Origin of the sequence: Streptomyces sp. NBC_00057 (assembly GCF_045041165.1) — a bacterium.
In the GTDB taxonomy this organism is placed as follows: Bacteria; Actinomycetota; Actinomycetes; order Streptomycetales; family Streptomycetaceae; genus Streptomyces.
Genome location: NZ_CP108256.1, coordinates 8,157,608 through 8,176,642, shown reverse-complemented (window position 1 = coordinate 8,176,642; position 19,035 = coordinate 8,157,608). Strand labels below are relative to the sequence as shown.

Genomic DNA, 19,035 nt, shown 5'->3' with positions numbered 1-19,035 from the left:
GATGGAAATGCAAGTGCAGGCCGACCGTGAGTTCTGGCGCGCTGTGCTCGTCGCCGGTGGATTCACCGCAATCCCGCGGTGGACGCTCAATCCGGTGACGGGCGTCGGCGAACACGAGGCGACGGTCCCGGACGACGTCGTGGCGGCGTTGGGCCGGTTGGCCGAGGACCTGGCGGTGCCGCTCGACTCGGTGCTGCTGGCCGCGCACGCCAAGGTGCTCGCCGCGCTGTCCGGCGAGCACGAGGTCGCGACCGGCTACGTCACTGCGGAGGGCGGCCCGCTGCTGCCCTGCCGGCTGACGACCGAACCCGACTCGTGGCGGACGCTGCTGCTGGACACCCATCGAGTCGCGTCAAGTCTACTGTTGCACAAGGACTTTCCGGTCGATGAGCTCAGGCGCGAGCTGGGCCTGGCCGAACCGTCGGTCGAGACCGTGTTCGATCCGCACGGCTTGGGCGGCGAACTCGCCGGCAACACCGTGCTGTGGGTGGGATTTTCGCGACGCGCAGACCGCCTCGTGCTGCGGCTGCGGTACCGGACCGACGCGCTCGACGCGGACTGCGCCGTCAGGATCGCCGGTTACCACCTCACCGCGCTCGCGCTGATCGCCGCCGATCCGGACGCCGAGCACGGGCGGCAGAGCCTGCTCTCCGCCGAGGAACTCCGCTTCCAGCTCGAAGGACTCGCCGGTCCGCGCCGGGAGCTGCCGGACCGCCGGTTCCACGAGCTGTTCGAACAGCGGGTGGCGGCACACCCGGACGCCATCGCGGTGGTGCATGGGGAACGGCAGCTGACTTATCGGGAACTCAACGCGCGTGCCAACCGGTTGGGACGAGCCCTGCTGGCGCGGGGGCTGCGCCCCGAGGGTGTGGTCGCGGTGGTGACGGAGCGCAACCTGGACTGGATGGCCGCCGTCCTCGCGGTCTTCAAGGCCGGCGGCGTGTACCTGCCCATCGAGCCGCATTTCCCGGCCGATCGCCTCGCAGCCATGCTCTCCCGTGCCGCATGCGGGCTCGTTTTGACCGAACCCGGCAGCACCTCCACGCTCGACCAGGCCCTCGACTCGCTGTCCGGGGTCCAGAAGCTATTCGTCGGCGCAGCCTACGAGGAGGAGCACGCCGACGATGATCTGGGCCTGCGCGTCGCACCGGACCAGCTCGCCTACATCTATTTCACCTCCGGCTCCACAGGTGAGCCCAAGGGCGCGATGTGCGAGCACGCGGGCATGCTCAACCACCTCTACGCCAAGATCGATGACCTGGAGATCGGCGAGGGACAGGTGGTGGCCCAGACCGCACCCCAGTGCTTCGACATCTCGCTGTGGCAACTGGTGTCCGGGCTCCTCGTCGGGGGGCGGACCCTGCTGGTGGAGCAGGAGGTGATCCTGGACGTCCAGCGGTTCGTCGACAAGATCATTGACGGCCGGGTCGCCGTCCTCCAGGTCGTACCCTCCTACCTGGACGTCGTCGTGTCCTGTCTGCAGCAGCACCCCCGCGAGCTGCCGGACCTGCGGTGTGTGTCGGTCACTGGCGAGGCGCTGAAGAAGGAGCTCACGCAACGCTGGTTCGCCGCCCAGCCCGGGATCAAGCTGGTCAACGCCTACGGGCTGACGGAGACCTCGGACGACACCAACCACGAGGTCATGGACTGTGTGCCCGACGGAGACCGGGTCCTGCTGGGACCTGCGGTGAACAACGTGCACGTCTACGTCGTCGACGAGCATCTGGCCCCGGTGCCGCTCGGCGCCCCCGGTCTGATCGTCTTCTCCGGCGTCTGCGTCGGCCGCGGATACGTCAACGACCCCGAGCGCACCCGGCAGGCCTACCTGGTCGATCCGCACCGTGAGGGCGCCCGGCTCTACCGGGGCGGCGACTACGGCCGCTGGCAGCCCGAGGGCAAGCTGGAGTTCCTCGGACGCCGGGATACCCAGGTAAAGATTCGTGGTTTCCGGATCGAGATCGGCGAGATCGAGAACACCCTGTTGCGGGCGCCCGGTGTTCGCGACGGTGCAGTGGTGGTCACCGAGCGGGCCGACCAGAGCAAGCACCTGGTGGCGTTCTACTCCGGTCGGCAGCCGCTCGAGGTCGACGTCCTGCTGGACCGACTCGGTCAGTCGCTGCCCGAGTACATGGTCCCGTCGGCCTTCCACTGGCGGGAAAGCCTGCCGCTGACGGCCAACAGCAAGATCGACAGGAAGACTTTGCGGGCACTCGCCGAAGAACTCGACGTCGTCCAGGACGACTACCGCGCGCCGAACACGCCGACCGAACAGCAGCTGGCGGCCGCATGGGCGAAGGTGCTCGGCATCCCGCAGAACCAGATCGGACGGCGGGACCACTTCTTCGACCGGGGCGGCACGTCGCTGTCGGCAGTGAAGCTGGCGATCACCCTGGACCGTGCGGTGTCCCTCAAGGACGTCACCCGTCACCCGGTCCTTGCCGATCTGGCCGGACTGGTCGACGGCAGATCCGAGCAGCGCTCCGGGCTGCTTCAGCCACTGTCGGAATCGGACGGTGTGCAGGCCGCTGCCCTGGTGTGCTTCCCCTACGCCGGCGGCAACGCGGTGAACTTCCAGCCGATGGCCAGGGCACTGGCGGGCGGCGGGCCGGCGGTCTACGCCGTCGAGATGCCCGGTCACGACGTGGCCACCGGGAGCGAGCCGCTCACGCCGATGACACAGGTGGTCGAGCAGGTCGTCGTCGAGATCATCCGGCGCGGCCTGACCAGGGTCCTGCTGTGGGGTCATTCCTCGGGCACCGCGTTGGCCGTGGAGACGGCCAGAAAGCTTCAGGAGCGCGGGGTGGACGTCCAGCGGGTGTTCCTCGGCGCGCAGCTGCTCGGTGACGCCGCCCACCGGCGCGCCACCATCACCGAGCTGACCGGGCTCAGCAACGCCGAGATCGCCGCGGAGCTGAGCGCGGACAGCAGGTACACAGAGCTCGTTGAGCTGGACACGCAGCACGCCGAGCACGTCGGTGCCGCCTACCGGCACGACTGTGTGTCCGCACACCGCTATTTCGCCGACGCCCTGGACAGCCCGCCTGCGCTGAAGCTGTCCGCGCCGGTCACCGTGGTGATTGCCGCCGACGACCCCAGCACGGCGGAATACCCGCGCCGGTACCGCGACTGGCAGCTCCTGGCCGAACAGGTCGACCTGCACGAGCTCGCCGACGGCGGCCACCACTTCCTGCACACCCGTCCGACCGAGGCGGCACAGGCCGTGCTGCGCGCCGCCGAACTGTTCGCTTCTTTCTGAGTGGCAACTGAAAGGAAATCGAGATGTCGTTCATGTCCACGGCGTCGCTGGTCGACGTGGAACTGGAACCGGGCAAACCTCCGCTGCTGCGGGCCGGGGCCACCGGCGACGCGCCGAGCTGGGCGGCCGAGCACCGGGACGCGCTGCGCGCTGTCGTCGCCGAGCACGGTTCGGTCCTGGTCCGCGGCCTCGGGCTGCGCGACGCGGCCGAGACCGGCGCCGTCTTCTCGGAGCTGGCCACCGGTCTGATGACCGAGAAGGAGGTCTTCGCGCCCCGACAGACCTATTCCGACGGCGTGTACTCCTCATCGAAGTGGCCGCCGAACCAGCCGATGTGCATGCACCACGAACTGAGCTACACGCTTGAGTTCCCCGGCCTGATGATGTTCGTCTGCCACAGCGCGCCCACCGACGGCGGGGCGACCGCGGTGGCCGACTCACCGACCGTGCTCGACGCGCTGCCCTCCGAGTTGACCGAGCGGTTCGAGCGGGAGGGCTGGCTGCTCACCCGCAGCTACAACGAAGAGATCGGGGCGTCCATCGCCGAGGCGTTCGGCACCGACGACCGTGGCGCCGTCGAGAGTTACTGCCGCGCCAACGCGATCACGTTCGAGTGGCAGCCCGACGGTGGACTGCGCACCAGACAGCGCCGCAGCGCCGTGGTGCGTCACCCGGTCAGCGGCCGGCGCTGCTGGTTCAACCAGATCGCGTTCCTCAACGAGTGGACGATGGCCCCCGAGGTGCGCGAGTACCTGGTGGACGTCTACGGCGCCGATGGGCTGCCGTTCAATACCCGTTTCGGCAACGGCGACCCGATCGGCGAGGACGTCGTGCAGCTGCTCAACAGCGTCTACGAGGCCAACACCGCACGCGAGCCGTGGCAGGCCGGCGACCTGATGCTCGTCGACAACATCCGCACCGCGCACAGCAGGGAGCCCTTCGAGGGACCGCGCGAAGTGCTCGTCGCCATGACCGACCCGGTGCATCTTGCCGATTGCTCGCCGACCGTCGAGGTGACCGCAGGATGACCACCATCGATTCCACCGCAACACAGTCCGCGATGGCCGCGCCGATCACCGTGCCACCGTTCGCGGTGATCTCCGGTGCACAGGTCCAGCGCGCGCTGCACGGATCCGAGACACGGATCGTGGAGTTGGTCGAGGCCACCTACCGGGTGCACGGCGCCGGTGATTCGGTGAACCCGCCGTCGTACTTCCTGCGTTTCCCCGACCGCCCGTCCTCCCGGATCATCGCACTGCCCGCCTCGATCGGCGGGGAGGTGCAGGTGGACGGCCTGAAGTGGATCTCCAGCTTCCCGGAAAACGTGACGGCCGGCATCCCGAGGGCCTCGGCCGTGCTGATCCTCAACGACCACGACACGGGCTACCCGTTCGCCTGTCTGGAAAGCTCGATCATCAGCGCCACCAGGACGGCCGCGTCGGCGGCGTCGGCGGCCGACTGGCTCAGCCGCGACCGGCCACGCCCGACGCGTGTCGGGTTCTTCGGGGTGGGCTTGATCGCCCGCTACATCCACAATTTCCTGGTCGGCACCGGCTGGTCGTTCGACGAGATCGGCGTGCACGACCTGTCCGCCGACAGTGCGGCAGGCTTCCGGTGCTACCTGGAGCAGTCGGGCACCGCCGGCCGGATCACCGTGCACGACAGCGCCGAGCAGTTGATCCGCAACAGCGACCTGGTGGTCTTCGCCACCGTCGCCGGTCAGCCGCATGTCAGCGACCTGTCGTGGTTCGCACACAATCCGCTGGTGCTGCACGTGTCGCTGCGCGACCTCGCGCCGGAGATCCTGCTCGCCTCGACCAACATCGTCGATGACATCGAGCACTGCCTGAAGGCCGACACCTCGCCGCATCTGGCCGAGCAACTCACGGGCAACCGGGACTTCCTGCACGGCACGCTGGACGACGTGATGGCCGGGCGGGTGACGGTGCCGGCGGACCGGCCGGTGGTGTTCTCGCCCTTCGGCCTCGGGGTGCTCGATCTCGCGGTGGGCAAGTACGTCTACGCCGAAGTGGTCCGCTGCGGAGAGTTGCACGTCGTCGACGACTTCTTCCACGAACTGAGCCGGTACGGATGAGCCGGCCGAGAGCCCAGGAGGCTTATCCACGGCTGATCCCAGGAGATTCACCACTCAATTATCAGCAGGTCCTGACGCACGAGACAGCGACCGCTGACGCAGGGCCCCGTCCGGCTTGGTCGGGCACAGGCTCCCGCCCGCAAAGCGAGAAGCCCGCCCACGATCGGATGGACGTTCCGAAAGTGCTCTGCTCCAGATAGAGGAGACCATCGTGCCCGTCGTATCCGTTCCCTACGCCTTCAACGAAGAGGAGCTCTATGTCGACCTTCGGTCGATCATCGGGCACTCGCTCTTCCTGAAGTGTGAGGGCTTCAACTTCGCCGGCTCGATCAAGTTGAAGGCCGCGACCGAGATGGTGGAGGCCGCTGAGCGGGATGCGGTCCTGACGCCGGAATCGATCCTGGTCGAGTCCTCGTCCGGGAACCTCGGCGTGGCACTGAGCATGATCGCGGCGAGCAAGGGCTACCGGTTCCTGTGTGTGACGGACTCCCGCGGCAACCTGTCGACCAGGATGATGATGGAGGCGTTGGGCAGCCAGGTGCACGTGATGGCCGGGCAGGAGGCCAACGGCGGCTTTCTCGGCGCGCGGATCGAGTACGTCCGCGAGCTGTGCGCCTCTGACGACAGGTACGTGTGGCTCAGCCAGTACACCAATCCGAGCAACTGGAAGGCGCACTACCGCAAGACGGCGCCGGAGATCGCCCGCCAGTTCCCGCAACTGGACGTGCTGTTCGTCGGGGCCGGCACCACCGGGACCCTGATGGGCTGTGCGCGCTACTTCCGGGAGTGGCACCGGCCCGTGCGGATCATCGCGGTGGACAGCGTCGGCTCGGTGTCCTTCGGCGGTCCGCCCGGCCGCCGGATGATTCCCGGCCTGGGGATGAGCATGCGCCCGCCGCTGCTCGACGAGTCCTATGTGGATGAGGTGATACGTGTCGAGGAGGCGGACACCGTCCGTACCTGCCATCGTCTGGCCAGGCGCGGATTCCTGTTCGGCGGCTCCACCGGCACAGTGGTCAGCGGAGCAACGGACTGGTTGGCCCGGCATGACGCGCGCGAACTCACCGCAGTGGCCATCGGCCCGGACCTCGGCGAGCGCTACCTCGACACCATTTACCAGACCAACTGGCTGCAGGATCTTTACGGCGAGAACGTGCTCGGCTCCGACAAGGTGGCCGCCGGTTCCTGGGCGGCCTCCCCCGCGCCACCCCCACAGTGGGGTCTGCGGCTGGACCCCGCAGACCGGCAACCGCAATGCGAACCAGCACCATCAGCTCCAGGATCGTAAGAGGCGGCTGAAGTGTGGCGTCCCACCACAGGGGACGCCGCCCCGGGCATTCCTGCGGTGTGACGACACATACGGTGTGGCGACACGAATGGTCCCGTCCCCCGCCCCGGAAGTGGTGACCACCGGAGGGGCCTACGAATCTCCGTGGAGGCAGTGTCGGCGTTCGGCACGCCTTTACCAGTTGGCCGCCCGGCGCGCATCCGGGGCCCGGCAGACCAGCCCCCACCGGGTCGGTGGATGGGCGCGAACGGCTGCTCGGCCGGCATGCGACGTGCGCCATGCCGGAGCACTCTGATCCTGAGGCTGTCTGTCCCCCGACCGGCAGCCGGCCAGGAAGGGGTGGCAGCGATGTTCGCGAGGCTGAGCACCTATGAGGGATCACCGGTTCCTGCGCAGGGAGACCTGACCGTGAACTGGGAAGAGACTCTCGAACAGGTCCAGGAGGTTCCCGGCTTCCGGGGCGTGTACTACCTCGTCGACCGAGCCTCTGGAAAGGCCAAATCGCTGACCTTGTGGGATGACGAGCAGACCATGCAGGCCAGCGAGGAAAGGACAACCCGGCTCCGCGAAGAAATCGCAAAGAGGGAAGGCCAACGGGTTGTCTCGGTCGAGCGCTTCGAGGTGGGATTCAGTCACCTGAAGCCATAGCTGTCATCGTTCCGCATGGTGACGGCGCCGTAGGGTCGGCGAGCCGAAGTGACGGCCGATGACAACCAAAAGGATTGTACGAGCCGTGCGCGATCGCGGTGGGCCTGGGTTTCCCTGTCTTACTGGCGCTTCCGGGGAGCGGAGTTGAGCCATTCGTGTTGTGATCGATGACGGAGACACAAACGCTGTCGAGAACGGGAGGAAATCATGGCTGAGAAGCTGCGAGCGCGAGACATCATGTCCAGCGGCGTGCAGTGTGTCGGTGCGCACCAGTCGCTGTTCGACGTGGCGAAGATGATGCGCGATCTGGACGTCGGTTGCCTGCCCATCTGCGGCGACAACAACAAGCTCACAGGCTTGATCACCGACCGTGACATCGTCGTCAAGTGCTGCGCCGAGGGCGTCGACCCGGCAACCGTGCAGGCCGGATCGCTCAATGCCAGGGTGCACTGGATCGATGCCGAAGCGGACGCCACCGATGTCCTGACGACCATGGAGGAACATCAGATCAAGCGGTTGCCGGTGATCGACGTCCAGAGCGGCCACCGCCTTGTCGGCATGATCACGGAGGCCAATCTTGCGAAGAATCTGAGCGACGAGCAGATAGCCGAGTTTGCGAGCCGCGTATACGCGAGCGCTGGACTGTCCGGTCAGTCCGCACACTGAGGCGTCTCCTCGAACGCCGGAAGACAGTCACCGACCGGGTGTCCGATCCGCACGGCGCTCGGCCGCCGCGCCGAGCTGGTAGATGCCGCATACACAGAATGCATGGTCCGCGATGCCCACCGCGTCCCTCCTGAGGACGACCGGGTGACGGTGACGGGCGACCGCGCGTTGCTGGACCACTGGCTGGCCCACACGGCGCTCTGGTCTCAGGCCCGCAATGCGTTTCCAACGCCGCGTTGGTTCGCCTGGCGATCTGGCCCCACCCGATCCGCTTTCAGCAGCGCCTGCTGGGGCGGAGTTGACGGCCCGTGCCAGGACGCGTCCGTCGACCTGTCCGGCTTCCTGGCAGCGGCCCAGGTCGCGCAGCAGGTCGGCGCGGGTGAGGTGGCAGAGCGGGTAGCGGTCGAGCACGTCGCCGTCCCCGGGCCGCGGTCGTGCCACCAGCCGTGGGCGTCATCGGTGGTATGTGGTCGGCACATGCCTGGCGGCACCGGGCGCGCACCGCTTGGGGCGTCAACCTGAGTTTTGACGACGCTCCGGGGTGGTGATCTCGACCTGTGACCTTCGCTGAGGAGCTGTGGCCTCCGCCTGGCAGCTGATTGACTACGCCGCATGGACCTCGCGCGAGTGTTCCCTACATGCACGGACATGCTGACGAGCTGTTCCGGTCGGGATGCCGGCCGGTATTCCCTCACCCGACGGGATTGCCTGTCATGAGTGTCGGTGGCATGCCGCCGGAGCCCGGCCCTGTCTCGAAGGCTTGGGATGCGCCCCCTTTCGACCCCGAACTGCATGTGGCGCTGGCGGCTTTGGGGGACGCGGCAAGGGAGCCGTTCACCCTTGCGGCCCGGCAGGAGCGGGATGCTACGGCCCGGCCCAGGCCGACGGTCCGGGGTCTCCAGGCCGACGGCCGCAACCGTTCGGGCCGGGCGTGACACTCGGCGTCGTGGTCCCCAGAAGCCGGCACCGGGGAAGCTCATCCGGCTACTGGGAGAGCTTGTCCGTCGGCGCGGACGGAGGCCTGTCGCCAGGCAACGCAACCCATGACTGAGCAATCAATCGCTGATCGTGATGCGATAGAGAAATGGATGAATCCCCAAAAAATTTAGCAAATGGAACGCATGACGTGATCGTGCTGGGCGCAGGCCCGGTCGGACAGAACGTCGCAGACCGCGCCCGTGCCGCCGGCCTCACCGTCGCCGTCGTGGAGCGTGAACTCGTCGGCGGTGAATGCTCCTACTGGGCCTGCGTCCCCAGCAAGGCACTGCTACGGCCGGTAGTCGCCGTCGCCGACTCCCAGCGGGTGGACGGCGCCCGGCAGGCCGTTACCGGCCGACTCGACACCGCCCGGGTCTTCGCCCGCCGCAACCACTACGTCTCCGACTGGGACGACACGGGACAGGCCAAGTGGGTCAAGTCCATCGGCGCCGACCTCTTCCGCGGCCACGGCCGGATCGACGGCCCCCGCCGGGTCACGGTCACCCGGGACGACGGCGCACGCCACACCCTCACCGCCCGGCACGCCGTGGCCATCGCCACCGGCAGCCGCCCGGTGCTGCCCGACATCCCGGGTATCAATGAGGCTCGCCCCTGGACGAACCGGCACGGTACCGACTCCAGTGCCGTCCCCGCCCGCCTCGCCATCGTCGGCGGCGGCGGGGTCGGCGTCGAAATGGCCACCCTCTGGCAGGGCCTCGGCTCCCAGGTCACTCTGCTGGCCCGCCACTCCCTGCTGTCCCGCATGGAACCCTTCGCGGGTGAGCTCATCGCACGCGGCCTGACTCAGGCGGGCGTGGACGTGCGGATCGGAGTGCAGGTGACCGCCTTGCGTCGCCCCGACTCGGTCACCCTCACCCTCGACGACGGCAGCGAGCTGGAGGCCGACGAAGTCATGTTCGCCACCGGCCGCGCCCCCCACACCGACGACATCGGCCTGGACACGGTCGGCCTCACCCCAGGCTCCTGGCTGGACGTGGACACAACCTGTCTGGTCCGCGGCGTCGAAGGCGACTGGCTGTACGCCCTTGGCGACGTCAACCACCGCGCTCTCCTCACCCACCAGGGCAAGTACCAGGCCCGGACAGCGGGCGACGCGATCGGCGCCCGCGCCGCCGGCCTCCCACTGGACGACGCCCCCTGGGGCGACCACGCCACCACCGCCGACCAGCACGCCGTGCCGCAGGTCTTCTTCACCGACCCCGAGGCGGGCGCGGTGGGCCTGTCCGCCGAGGAAGCAGCCCGGGCCGGGCACCGCACCAAGGTCGTCGACCTTGACTTCAACGCCGCCCAGGGCGCCAACCTCTACGCCGACGGCTACCAGGGCCACGCCCGGATGGTGGTCGATCTCGACCGGGAGGTCCTGCTCGGGGTGACCTTCGTCGGCTACGGAATCAGCGAACTGCTGCACTCCGCGACCATCGCCGTCGCCGGCGAGGTCCCGCTCAAACGACTGCGGCACGCGGTCGCCTGCTTCCCGACCGTCAGCGAGATCTGGCTCTTCCTCCTCGCCGCCTATCACCGGAACTAGAAGACTCATGAAGATCTTGGGTTCTGGCCCTGGCGGGCGGGCGTCGGGGCCGGACTGTTTCTTGTGGCGATGGGGGAATGGGCCGGGGAGACGGTCGGGCCGGATGTGTGGGAGACCTGCCGGGAGTTGACCCCGTCGGGGAGCGTGTTCGCGTTCCTGGCCGAGCATCGCGGCGGCGGGCCCGACTTCTGGTTCGGCAATCTGCGCCAGTGGGCGGACGCCCCGCCGGGCAGCGCTCTGCTCGCGGTGTCCCCCCACTCACCGGGAACGGGTGCCCGCCCCCGTTCCCTCCAGGGAGGACGACCGCGCCTTCCCTCGCGCGGTCGAGTACCGGCCACCGACTACACCGGCTGGCTCGCCGCCCCGAGGGCCTCGACCTTCTCGTCGGCCCCGGCCCCGAACGCGTGCGCGCCCACAACAGCGCTCTGGCGGGCCACGGCGCCGAACTTCTCGCCCGCATCCCGGGTGTGACCGCACTGCCCGTCGACGACCGCCTCGCCATGCGGGCCCTGCGCCTGCCGCCCGGCCTCGCCCGCACCCATGCCGAGGCTGCCGCCCTGCGCGAGGAGATCGCGACCCGGCTGGACTGCCGGGTGCTGACCTGGCCCTGGCCGGACGGCGGCGGCATCCGGATCTGCGGGCAGATCTACAACCTGCCCGCCGAGTACGAACGTCTCGCCGTGGGACCGCGGTCCCTGCTGGACGGGCGATGACGAGCCGGGGCCGTCGTCCGGGCGCCGCAGCGGTCACGGACCAGGCGCATCGGCCCATGGGGTTGTCGACGCGGCTGGCCAGTGGCCAGCCTGCGGGTGCGGGGCAAACGTTCGGCCGCACCTTTGACCTGGGGCCCGGTGGGCCCGGGCCGGTTCGCCGGTTGCGACGAGGCCCCCGAGGACAGCTTGCCGGGCTGGGCCCCTGTGGCAGGCCTAGGCGTTGCCGGTCGGCACCCGTTCGATCCGGGGGGATCAGGCGCCAGGCCCCTTCTTCGACGCGCTCAACCCGCGAATCGGGCCATCCACGCCTCGACGTCGTCCGCCGATCGCGGCAGGCCCGCTGACAGGTTCTCATGACCGTCGTCGGTGACGACCAGGTCGTCCTCGATCCGGACGCCGATGCCGCGCCACTCCTCGGGCACGGTGAGATCGTCCGGCTGGAAGTACAGGCCGGGCTCGACGGTGAGCACCATGCCCGGCTCCAGCACGCCGTCGACGTACTCCTCGTGCCGGGCCTGCGCGCAGTCATGGACGTCCAGACCGAGCATGTGACCGGTGCCCGCCATGGTGAAGCGGCGCTGGAGGCCCAGTTCGTACGCGCGGTCGGCCGGGCCTTCGATGAAGCCCCACTCGACCAGCCGGGCCGCCAGGTGGCGCTGGGACGCCTCGTGGAAGTCGCGGTACGCGGCGCCCGGCTTGACGGCGGCCATGCCGGCCTCCTGGGCCTCGTACACCGCGTCGTAGACCTTGCGCTGCAGGGGCGTAAAGGTCCCGCTGATCGGAAGCGTGCGGGTGACGTCGGCGGTGTAGAGGGTATGCGTCTCCACGCCGGCGTCGAGCAGGAGCAGGTCCCCCGGGCGCACCGGACCGTCGTTGTCCGTCCAGTGCATGATCGTGGCGTGCTCGCCCGCGGCGCAGATCGAGCCGTAGCCGACGGAGTTGCCCTCGAGTCGTGCGCGGCGGAAGAACGTGCCCTCGATCCACCGCTCGGACGACGCGATCGCCCGGGAGAGCTCACCGATCACATCGGTGAATCCGCGCACGGTGGAGTCCACGGCCTCGCGGAGCTCGGCGATCTCCCAGTCGTCCTTGACGAGGCGGAGATCACTGAGCGCCTCTTCCAGCTCGGCGTCGCGCTCCTCATCTGTGGTGACGGCGGCCTCCAGGGACGGGTCGAGGCCCCGGACGATCCGGGTCGGCGCACCGGAGGCGGCGGCCAGGTCACCGGCCGCCGTGCGGACGTCCCGGCAGGGCAGACCGAGCACGAGCTCCGACTCGGCGAGGGAGCGGCGCCGGCCCATCCACAGCTCCGCCGTGGCGCCGGTCCAGAACTCGTCGTTGTCCCTGCTGTCCCGCGGCAGCTGGTAGCAGTAGGCGTCATGGCCGCCGTCCGCACGGGGTTCCAGGACGAGCGCGCCGTCCCGAGCCTGGTCTCCGGTCATGTGCACGTAGCCCGAGTACGGGCGGAACGGGTAGGTGTCGTCGTTCGAACGGACCTTGAGATTCCCCGCGGGGATCACGAGGCGTTCGCCGCGGAAGCGCGCGGAGAGCGCGGCGCGGCGGCGGGCCGCGTACGGAGCCTGCTCGCCGAGCCGCAGGTCGTGCTGCTCGGTGTCCGCCCACCCCGTCCGCATCAGAGCGGACAGTTCCTCGGAGATCCCTGAGTAGAGACCGTTCTTTCGGCCTTTCGCCACGTCATACACCTTCTTCTGGGTGGGTTCCTCAGCGGCGAGGGCAGAGGGGGACCTGCGGACAGGCCGAGATCCCTCCCGGTGCGGCCCGGGCGCCCTCGCTGCCGCCGGTCGATGGCGGCTCCCGGACGGTATCCCGCACCGCGCCCGTTTGGTGCCGAAGACTGCCACTGGCACAGATCGGCCACAGTACTGACAGAATCGTCGATAATGCGGCGTATGACGAACGCGAAACTCGGCGAGGCCCTTCGGCTTCTGGGAATCGATCACGCGGCGGCCCAGGTCTATCTGGCGCTTCTGGAGCTGGCCCCCGCTCCGCTGAGTGCGATCGGAACCGCGGCCGGTCTGGGCGCTGCGGAACTCGCCACGGCGTACGGCGCGCTGGTCGACTCCGGTCTGGCCAGTGCCGCCGAGGAGGGCGGGGACGTCGTGGCGCCGGTTCCGCCCACCGCGGGCCTGGAGATCCTCGCCCGGCACCGGGTGGCCGAGGTCGAGGAGTCGCGCATCACCGTCGGCGGCGCGTTCGAGTCGTTTCGGCGACAGCGGCTCGCCGCGTACAACGACAATCTCGTCGAGGTCGTCACCGGCGAGGCCATCGGCCCCAGGATTCGTCGCGCCTGGGCGAGCGCCCGCGATCAGATCCGGCAGTTCGAGTCACCGCCGTACTTCCCCTTGTCCGGGGCCACGGACGACGCGCTGGCCACACTCGCCCGCGGTGTGACGCAGCGTGTCGTGTACTCGCGGGAGTCGCTGGAGCATCCGGGCCATCTGAAAGAGGTCATCGAACCGTGCATCAAGGCCGGCGAACAGGCCAGAGTACTGCCGTCGGTGCCGGTCAAACTCGTGATCATCGACGAGGCGTACGCGCTCGTGTCGTTGTCGATCAAAGAGGCCGACGTGCACAACACCATGCTGGTCGTGCAGCCGTGCGGACTGCTCTCCGCGCTCGTGGCACTGTTCGAGCAGTCCTGGCAGAAGGCCCTGCCGTTCCACGGCCGCACCACCCGCCCAGGCGGTCTGCCACCTGCCGACCGCCGTCTGCTGTGGCTTCTCGCGGGCGGCGCGAACGACGACGTCATCGCCCGCGAGCTGGGAATCAGCCGCCGCACGCTGTTCCGCCGCCTGCAGATCCTGATGGCCCAGCTGGGCGCCGCGAACCGCTTCCAGATGGCCTTGCAGGCACAGCGCTGCGGATGGTTGTGACTCGCACACTGGCGGACGAAACCAAGGCGAGCAGCTCGAACCTGCTCGGTCGACGGCGCCGAGGACTGTCGCCACATGGCGGATCGCGTCGACCGGGCCCGATGCGAAACACCCGCCCCGCAGGAACGCGTTCACGTCCTGCACGACCCCTTCGACGGACAGCAACAGCCTGCGTCGTTCCGTGAGTTCACGGACCCGGTCGCGGGCATGCTGCATCGCCTTGCTCGCAGGCCAGCGGGCGAGGAAGGTCACCGGGCGCTTCCCGTCACGGGACCGGGACGCCACCAGACGGTGATGAAAACCAAGGAAATCAAATCCCTCGCCTCCCAGCGCCAGGTGAACAATCCTGGTCTTGGCCGCCTTCGGTTCCAGACCGAGGTCGGCCAGCAGGCACGTCAGCCGTTCCAAGGCGGCTTCGGCCTGCCCACGGGTCGCGCACATCACCAGCGCGTCGTCGGCATAGCGCACCAGCACCCCGTGCTGCCGTGTCTCCCAGGCCCGGTCGATCCGGTGCAGGAAGATGTTGGCCAGCAGAGGCGATACCACCCCGCCCTGCGGAGTGCCAGTGACCGGCCGGCGGACCTGTCCGTCCTCCATGACTCCGGCCCGCAGCATCGCGCGCAAAAGCTTCAGGACTGACTGGTCACAGACGCGTTCCTCGACCGCGTGCATCAACTTCTCATGGTCAATCGCTTCAAAGCAGTTGGCGATGTCCGTCTCGACGACCCATCGCCGACCCCGCCAGGACTCATCGATCAAGACCTGGAGGGCATCGTGCGCGCCGCGCTTGGGCCGGAACCCGAAAAAGCACGGCAGCATGTCCGCCTCGAAGACCGGCTCGAGCACGATCTTCAGCGCCGCCTGCACGATGCGGTCACGAACCGCCGGAATCGACAAGGGCCTCTGCTCCGACGTGCCGGGCTTGGGAATGAACACCCGGCGAGCCGGAAGCGGCCGCCACCTGCCGTCCTTCAACTCCGCGGCCAGCTCGTCGAGGAGTCGGGGGACCCCGTACTCCTCGACCTGCCCGAGATCGACCGAGTCGATGCCCGGAGCGCCGTTGTTGCGACGCACCGTCGACCATGCACGCGCCAGGACATCCCTGCGGTGGACCTTGTCCCCCAGCGCGTGGAACCGCCGTCCGGGATCGGCCTTGGCCGCCCGGTAGAGCGCATGCTGCAAGGCACGGACCGGATCCGAGGGAGAACGTCCCCCGACGGCGGGACTAGCCACGCGGGCACTCACCGGGCCCCTCCACTTCAGCAAAACGCATCGACGAAGCAGCGGCCCTTCCCTCACCGGCGGTTGTGTTGTCCGTCCGGCTCAAGCAGTACTACGGCCGCCTCCGACGCCCACCCAGCCCACTTCCCCTTCCCGGGGTGCACCCGGTTATAGGTCGCGATGCTCCCGACAGCACTCTTGCCGCAGGCTGCCGGGCCGGGGAGGGCCTCCCCAGTTCCCGCCGTCACCGTCGAAACGTTCCGTGCCCCATACGCCGGGGAGTCCCTCGCGGCAGCCATCCAAGATCTTCACCGCTTCCGTGGCCTTCGCCCTGATTTCGGGGGCTCGGCTCCCCTGTCCCCACCCTCACGGGCGGGCCTCTAACGACGCCGCAGGCTTCGCGTGATGCTACGGACCGCTTCTTTGCTCCCCCTTCACAGGGCTTTCGACGCTGGACTTCGACGCCGGGCGTTTCCCCCCGACGCCGCCAGCCTGCTACCGGGCCTCCTGGCAGCTACCCGGGCCGGACTCACACCGGCAGGTGACGACGAGCTTACGAACCAGCGATCAACCAACTACATGGCCAACCTCCAAGTCCTGCTGGGCGTACGAAAGATCGAGGTTAATTGGATGACAGCGGACACGAACTGTGACCACTGTCATCCATGTGGGATCTCAGATTGAGTGGCCGAATCTCACGGCGGGTGGCCACTCGGCGGCCGATCGGCCACGGATTCGAGACCGGCTGGTCAGCCTGTTCACTCTTTGGAGTGAGTCGACCGTAAGGTAGACCTTCCACGGGTGTCTTGGTGGTGCGGCCTTTCTGGCCCGCGCTGGGGGTGTGCCATGAACGGTCCTGCCGTCACACTCAGTGTTCGTCATCGAGACGGTGAAGTCGTCAAGGACCAGATGTGGTCGCCTGCTTCGCTCGATCTGCTGCGTTCGGCCGATCCGTGGCGGACGTTCCGCCGGTACAAGGGATCGAAGCACTATTCGGGGACCTACTGGTCGGCGACGACGCGAAGTCAGGTGATCTACGAGTCGCGCCTGGAGCTCGCACACCTCCTGATGCAACATGACTCAAACTAGTTCGGTTTGCGGTTCCGGTTGCCGCGCTGGTGCGGCCTTCGGTTCCCACCGTTTGGTGGTCCGTACGTAGCCGTGGACCACTGAGGCCATCGCCAGAAGGAGAAGTGGTCCAAACACCCACGGATGTTTGGCCATCTCCATCGGCAGATAGCGATATGACACCAAGAGTGCAGTGAAGACCGTTGCACCGTAGGTGACCAGCTGGATTCCTGACCGGTCCCAGCCACGTTCGAGCGAGCGCAGCGCTGCCTCGATCGTAAACGTGAACACCACACCGGCAACGATATCCGCGCCGTAGTGGTAGCCGAAGCCCAGCGTCGCGCCGAGCGTGGCGATCAGCCAGCACGCGCCTGCGAATTGCAGAATCCGTGGGCCCTTGCGGGAATGGATGAAGATCGCGGTAGCCCACGCTGTGTGCAAGCTGGGCATGCAGTTGCGTGGGGTGATCTCGTCGAATGGCATGTGGTGCGGAGTATTGATCGGCGGCGGCGTGTCCGGCCACAGGTTGGCCACCGCCCAGTGCCCGCCATCGGCGCCGTAGGCGAAGATCGGCCCGACCACGGGGAAGATCATGTAGATGCCCGGCCCGAGGAGGCCGATGACCAGAAAGGTGCGCACCAGATGGTGGCCCGGGAAGCGACGCTCGACCGCCACGCGACGTAGCTGGTACACCGTGACGACGACCGCGGCCACCGGAAGCAGAGTGTAGACGGAGTCGAGAAAATGGGCGCCGATCGAGCCGGTGGCTGTGACAATCCGGCCTGCCAGCCACGACGGGTTGCCCAGCGCGTGATCGGCGGTTGCCACGTACTGGTCGAGCACCGCCGGACGGGTCTTCGACGTGATGAGTAGCCAGGTATCGCCAGCCTTGCGGCCGGCCACCAGCAACAGGCCCAGCCCGACACCCTTCAGCAGCAGGACACGTTCCCGGCCTGTGCGGCGCGTGATAGCGATGACCGCATAGCCCAAAATCACCCACAACGCGCCGTTGCCGAAGGGGTGGCCGTCGGTCACCTTGGCGTCGGCCGCCCACCGCACCAGCAAGAAGGTGACGTCGATGCCGATCGCGGCACCAGCCGCGATGAACCGTTGCCGCCAGGTGAGCACCACCATCATCAACGCCATACTGGCGTACAACAGGAAACCCGATTTGGGGGCGAATACCAACTCTTGCACCTGGCTGGTGATCGGCCCCGGCAGACCGTAGCGACGCGCGGCAATCTCCAGCGCGATGAGGAATCCGAGGGTCGCCATACCCGCCGTGGCCCACAGCATCGCCCGCGGTTGACGCCACGCGGCGAACGTACTTCTGCAGTTTATTCGCGAAAACACCATTGTTTGGCCGCTTTGTTAGATTTTATTTGAATGGGTCACTCTTCATGCCGGATAGCATGGTTTTCCGGTGAAGGACGGGCGGTGAGGGCGCTCGTCGTGAGTTCGAACATGCTATCGGGGCGGTGTGGGTGGGTTCGCTGGTCACGGGTGGTGCGAAGGTCAGTCGATCCTGGCTCGATGGTCCAGCGTCTCGGGAATGACCACGAAACTCTCGATGCCCGGCGGGCATCGAGGGCGACACGGGTTACCCACTGGCTCTAAAGCGTGTGCAAAAGACCGTGAACTGGCTGCCTGGGCGGGGGCGTTGACATACCGCCAACACGCCGAATACAGCGATCAGTTCTCCCTTGGTGACGAAGCCTGGAACAACGGTCACGTCGACTGGGACCGTCGGCATGTTAGCCCTCGGCCACAACGCCCAGCTGTCCGGCCCCGACGGGCAGCGGCTGTGCGCCGTCCACCGGCTATTGCATCGCGACCAGTTCCTCGTGGTCCGCCACGCCCCGGACGAGGGCCTCAAGTCGCTCCACTTCGCCGACGATCAGGCGATGGGGCTCGAAGCGCCTTCGGAGGTACCGTGCACCCTGGTGAGACACAAGTCCAACCAGGTGGCACACCCCCCACAGTCCAGTGCCGGTCGCCGGACCACACGCGATGCCGGGGTGCCGGTGCAGCCATCGCATGGCAGCGACGCCCCGGTCTGCCCCGTGCGCATCGACATTCCCTCCATGCTCGTGCGGCTGCGCGCCGCTCACGTCGACGCTCAGCGTCGACGTGAGCGTCCCCACCGCGGAGGCAGCAGCCATGGCAGCCGCGAGCCGGGTATTGGTTTCTCCCGCCAGGTTCGCCGTCGCAGAGCAGGCTGCCCGCGCCGGCCGTCTGCTGGGCCGGCGCTCGGGGCCGGATCAGTGCACTGCCGCCGCCCCTGTCGGCCTGGACCACCAGCAGAGACATCCCCCGACCACCCATCGAGACCTTCCGCGAGTGGTGGGCCTGTGAGCGAGGAGAGCAGCGATGAGCGCCCGCGAAGAGGTCCTCGGCCGCATCCGCGCCGCCAACGCGGCCGCCGGGCATCCCGCGCCGCCCGAAGTACCACGCGAGTACCGCACCGTCGGCGCTCACCAGGCAGGCGCCGCCGAGTTACTCGACTTGCTTCGCGACCGGCTCCTCGACTACAAAGCCACAGTGATCGACGCACCCACGGACGGGGGCCCGCGGCCCTCGCCACCACGCTGCGTGCCGTGAACGGCCCCGGGATCGCGTCTCCTGGGCTACCCGCCGGCTGGTGTCCTGACGCCGTCGT

At 68.2% G+C, this 19,035-nt stretch carries 13 protein-coding genes and 1 pseudogene; 11 read left to right on the top strand and 3 right to left on the bottom strand.

Going from position 1 to position 19,035, the window contains the following annotated elements:
* The first annotated feature begins 1 nt into the window (after position 1).
* The 9 genes from OG953_RS38420 (at position 2) to OG953_RS38380 (ending at position 11,193) form a co-directional block, all read left to right on the top strand.
* Positions 2-3,256, top strand: coding sequence for a non-ribosomal peptide synthetase (locus OG953_RS38420; protein WP_405690239.1), 3,255 nt, complete (start codon positions 2-4; stop codon positions 3,254-3,256).
* Positions 3,257-3,279: 23 nt separating this feature from the next.
* Complete coding sequence (locus OG953_RS38415; RefSeq protein WP_405690237.1) at positions 3,280-4,284, top strand: TauD/TfdA family dioxygenase; 1,005 nt, start codon at positions 3,280-3,282, stop codon at positions 4,282-4,284.
* Positions 4,281-5,351 (top strand): 2,3-diaminopropionate biosynthesis protein SbnB, encoded by a 1,071-nt coding sequence (gene sbnB, locus OG953_RS38410; RefSeq protein ID WP_405690235.1) that lies wholly within the window; start codon positions 4,281-4,283, stop codon positions 5,349-5,351. Before OG953_RS38415 ends, sbnB begins: the two co-directional genes overlap by 4 nt.
* Positions 5,352-5,562: 211 nt before the next feature.
* Complete coding sequence (gene sbnA / locus OG953_RS38405; RefSeq protein ID WP_405690233.1) at positions 5,563-6,639, top strand: 2,3-diaminopropionate biosynthesis protein SbnA; 1,077 nt, start codon at positions 5,563-5,565, stop codon at positions 6,637-6,639.
* 348 nt (positions 6,640-6,987) lie between these two features.
* The gene (locus OG953_RS38400) at positions 6,988-7,287 is read left to right on the top strand and encodes a hypothetical protein (protein WP_405690231.1); all 300 of its coding nucleotides are present in this window, start codon (positions 6,988-6,990) and stop codon (positions 7,285-7,287) included.
* 207 nt (positions 7,288-7,494) lie between these two features.
* Positions 7,495-7,953 (top strand): CBS domain-containing protein, encoded by a 459-nt coding sequence (locus OG953_RS38395; protein ID WP_405690229.1) that lies wholly within the window; start codon positions 7,495-7,497, stop codon positions 7,951-7,953.
* 1,084 nt (positions 7,954-9,037) lie between these two features.
* Positions 9,038-10,480 (top strand): dihydrolipoyl dehydrogenase family protein, encoded by a 1,443-nt coding sequence (locus OG953_RS38390; RefSeq protein WP_405690227.1) that lies wholly within the window; start codon positions 9,038-9,040, stop codon positions 10,478-10,480.
* A 69-nt stretch (positions 10,481-10,549) separates the two neighbouring features.
* On the top strand, positions 10,550-10,951 hold the full coding sequence (locus OG953_RS38385) for a hypothetical protein (RefSeq protein WP_405690226.1): 402 nt from the start codon (positions 10,550-10,552) through the stop codon (positions 10,949-10,951).
* Entirely contained in the window at positions 10,948-11,193 is a 246-nt protein-coding gene (locus OG953_RS38380; protein WP_405690224.1) for a hypothetical protein, read from the top strand. Before OG953_RS38385 ends, OG953_RS38380 begins: the two co-directional genes overlap by 4 nt.
* A gap of 281 nt (positions 11,194-11,474) precedes the next feature.
* Here OG953_RS38380 and OG953_RS38375 read toward each other — a convergent pair whose 3' ends face one another.
* On the bottom strand, positions 11,475-12,887 hold the full coding sequence (locus OG953_RS38375; protein ID WP_405690222.1) for an aminopeptidase P family protein: 1,413 nt from the start codon (positions 12,885-12,887) through the stop codon (positions 11,475-11,477).
* Positions 12,888-13,103: 216 nt separating this feature from the next.
* Between OG953_RS38375 and OG953_RS38370 the strand changes: the two genes are divergently transcribed.
* Complete coding sequence (locus tag OG953_RS38370) at positions 13,104-14,087, top strand: LuxR family transcriptional regulator (RefSeq protein ID WP_405690220.1); 984 nt, start codon at positions 13,104-13,106, stop codon at positions 14,085-14,087.
* Between the two features lie 174 nt (positions 14,088-14,261).
* On the opposite strand, the pseudogene ltrA reads toward OG953_RS38370, so the two are convergent.
* Both ltrA and OG953_RS38360 read right to left on the bottom strand, forming a co-directional pair.
* Positions 14,262-15,161, bottom strand: a pseudogene (ltrA, locus tag OG953_RS38365) (group II intron reverse transcriptase/maturase); the annotation flags it as partial.
* A 1,227-nt stretch (positions 15,162-16,388) separates the two neighbouring features.
* Positions 16,389-17,672 (bottom strand): phosphatase PAP2 family protein, encoded by a 1,284-nt coding sequence (locus OG953_RS38360; RefSeq protein ID WP_405690218.1) that lies wholly within the window; start codon positions 17,670-17,672, stop codon positions 16,389-16,391.
* A gap of 1,074 nt (positions 17,673-18,746) precedes the next feature.
* On the opposite strand from OG953_RS38360, the gene OG953_RS38355 reads away from it, so the two are divergent.
* Positions 18,747-18,977, top strand: a complete 231-nt coding sequence (locus OG953_RS38355) for a hypothetical protein (protein WP_405690216.1) — start codon at positions 18,747-18,749, stop codon at positions 18,975-18,977.
* Positions 18,978-19,035 lie beyond the last annotated feature (58 nt).

Excerpts from the sequence above, each read along its gene's own strand:
- OG953_RS38400 (WP_405690231.1), top strand. The coding sequence starts at position 6,988 with ATGTTCGCGAGGCTGAGCACCTATGAGGGATCACCGGTTCCTGCGCAG.
- OG953_RS38415 (WP_405690237.1), top strand. The coding sequence starts at position 3,280 with ATGTCGTTCATGTCCACGGCGTCGCTGGTCGACGTGGAACTGGAACCG.
- OG953_RS38370 (WP_405690220.1), top strand. The coding sequence starts at position 13,104 with ATGACGAACGCGAAACTCGGCGAGGCCCTTCGGCTTCTGGGAATCGAT.
- OG953_RS38420 (WP_405690239.1), top strand. The coding sequence starts at position 2 with ATGGAAATGCAAGTGCAGGCCGACCGTGAGTTCTGGCGCGCTGTGCTC.
- OG953_RS38385 (WP_405690226.1), top strand. The coding sequence starts at position 10,550 with ATGGGGGAATGGGCCGGGGAGACGGTCGGGCCGGATGTGTGGGAGACC.
- OG953_RS38355 (WP_405690216.1), top strand. The coding sequence starts at position 18,747 with ATGAGCGCCCGCGAAGAGGTCCTCGGCCGCATCCGCGCCGCCAACGCG.
- OG953_RS38360 (WP_405690218.1), bottom strand. The coding sequence starts at position 17,672 with ATGCTGTGGGCCACGGCGGGTATGGCGACCCTCGGATTCCTCATCGCG.
- OG953_RS38395 (WP_405690229.1), top strand. The coding sequence starts at position 7,495 with ATGGCTGAGAAGCTGCGAGCGCGAGACATCATGTCCAGCGGCGTGCAG.
- sbnB (WP_405690235.1), top strand. The coding sequence starts at position 4,281 with ATGACCACCATCGATTCCACCGCAACACAGTCCGCGATGGCCGCGCCG.
- OG953_RS38390 (WP_405690227.1), top strand. The coding sequence starts at position 9,038 with ATGGATGAATCCCCAAAAAATTTAGCAAATGGAACGCATGACGTGATC.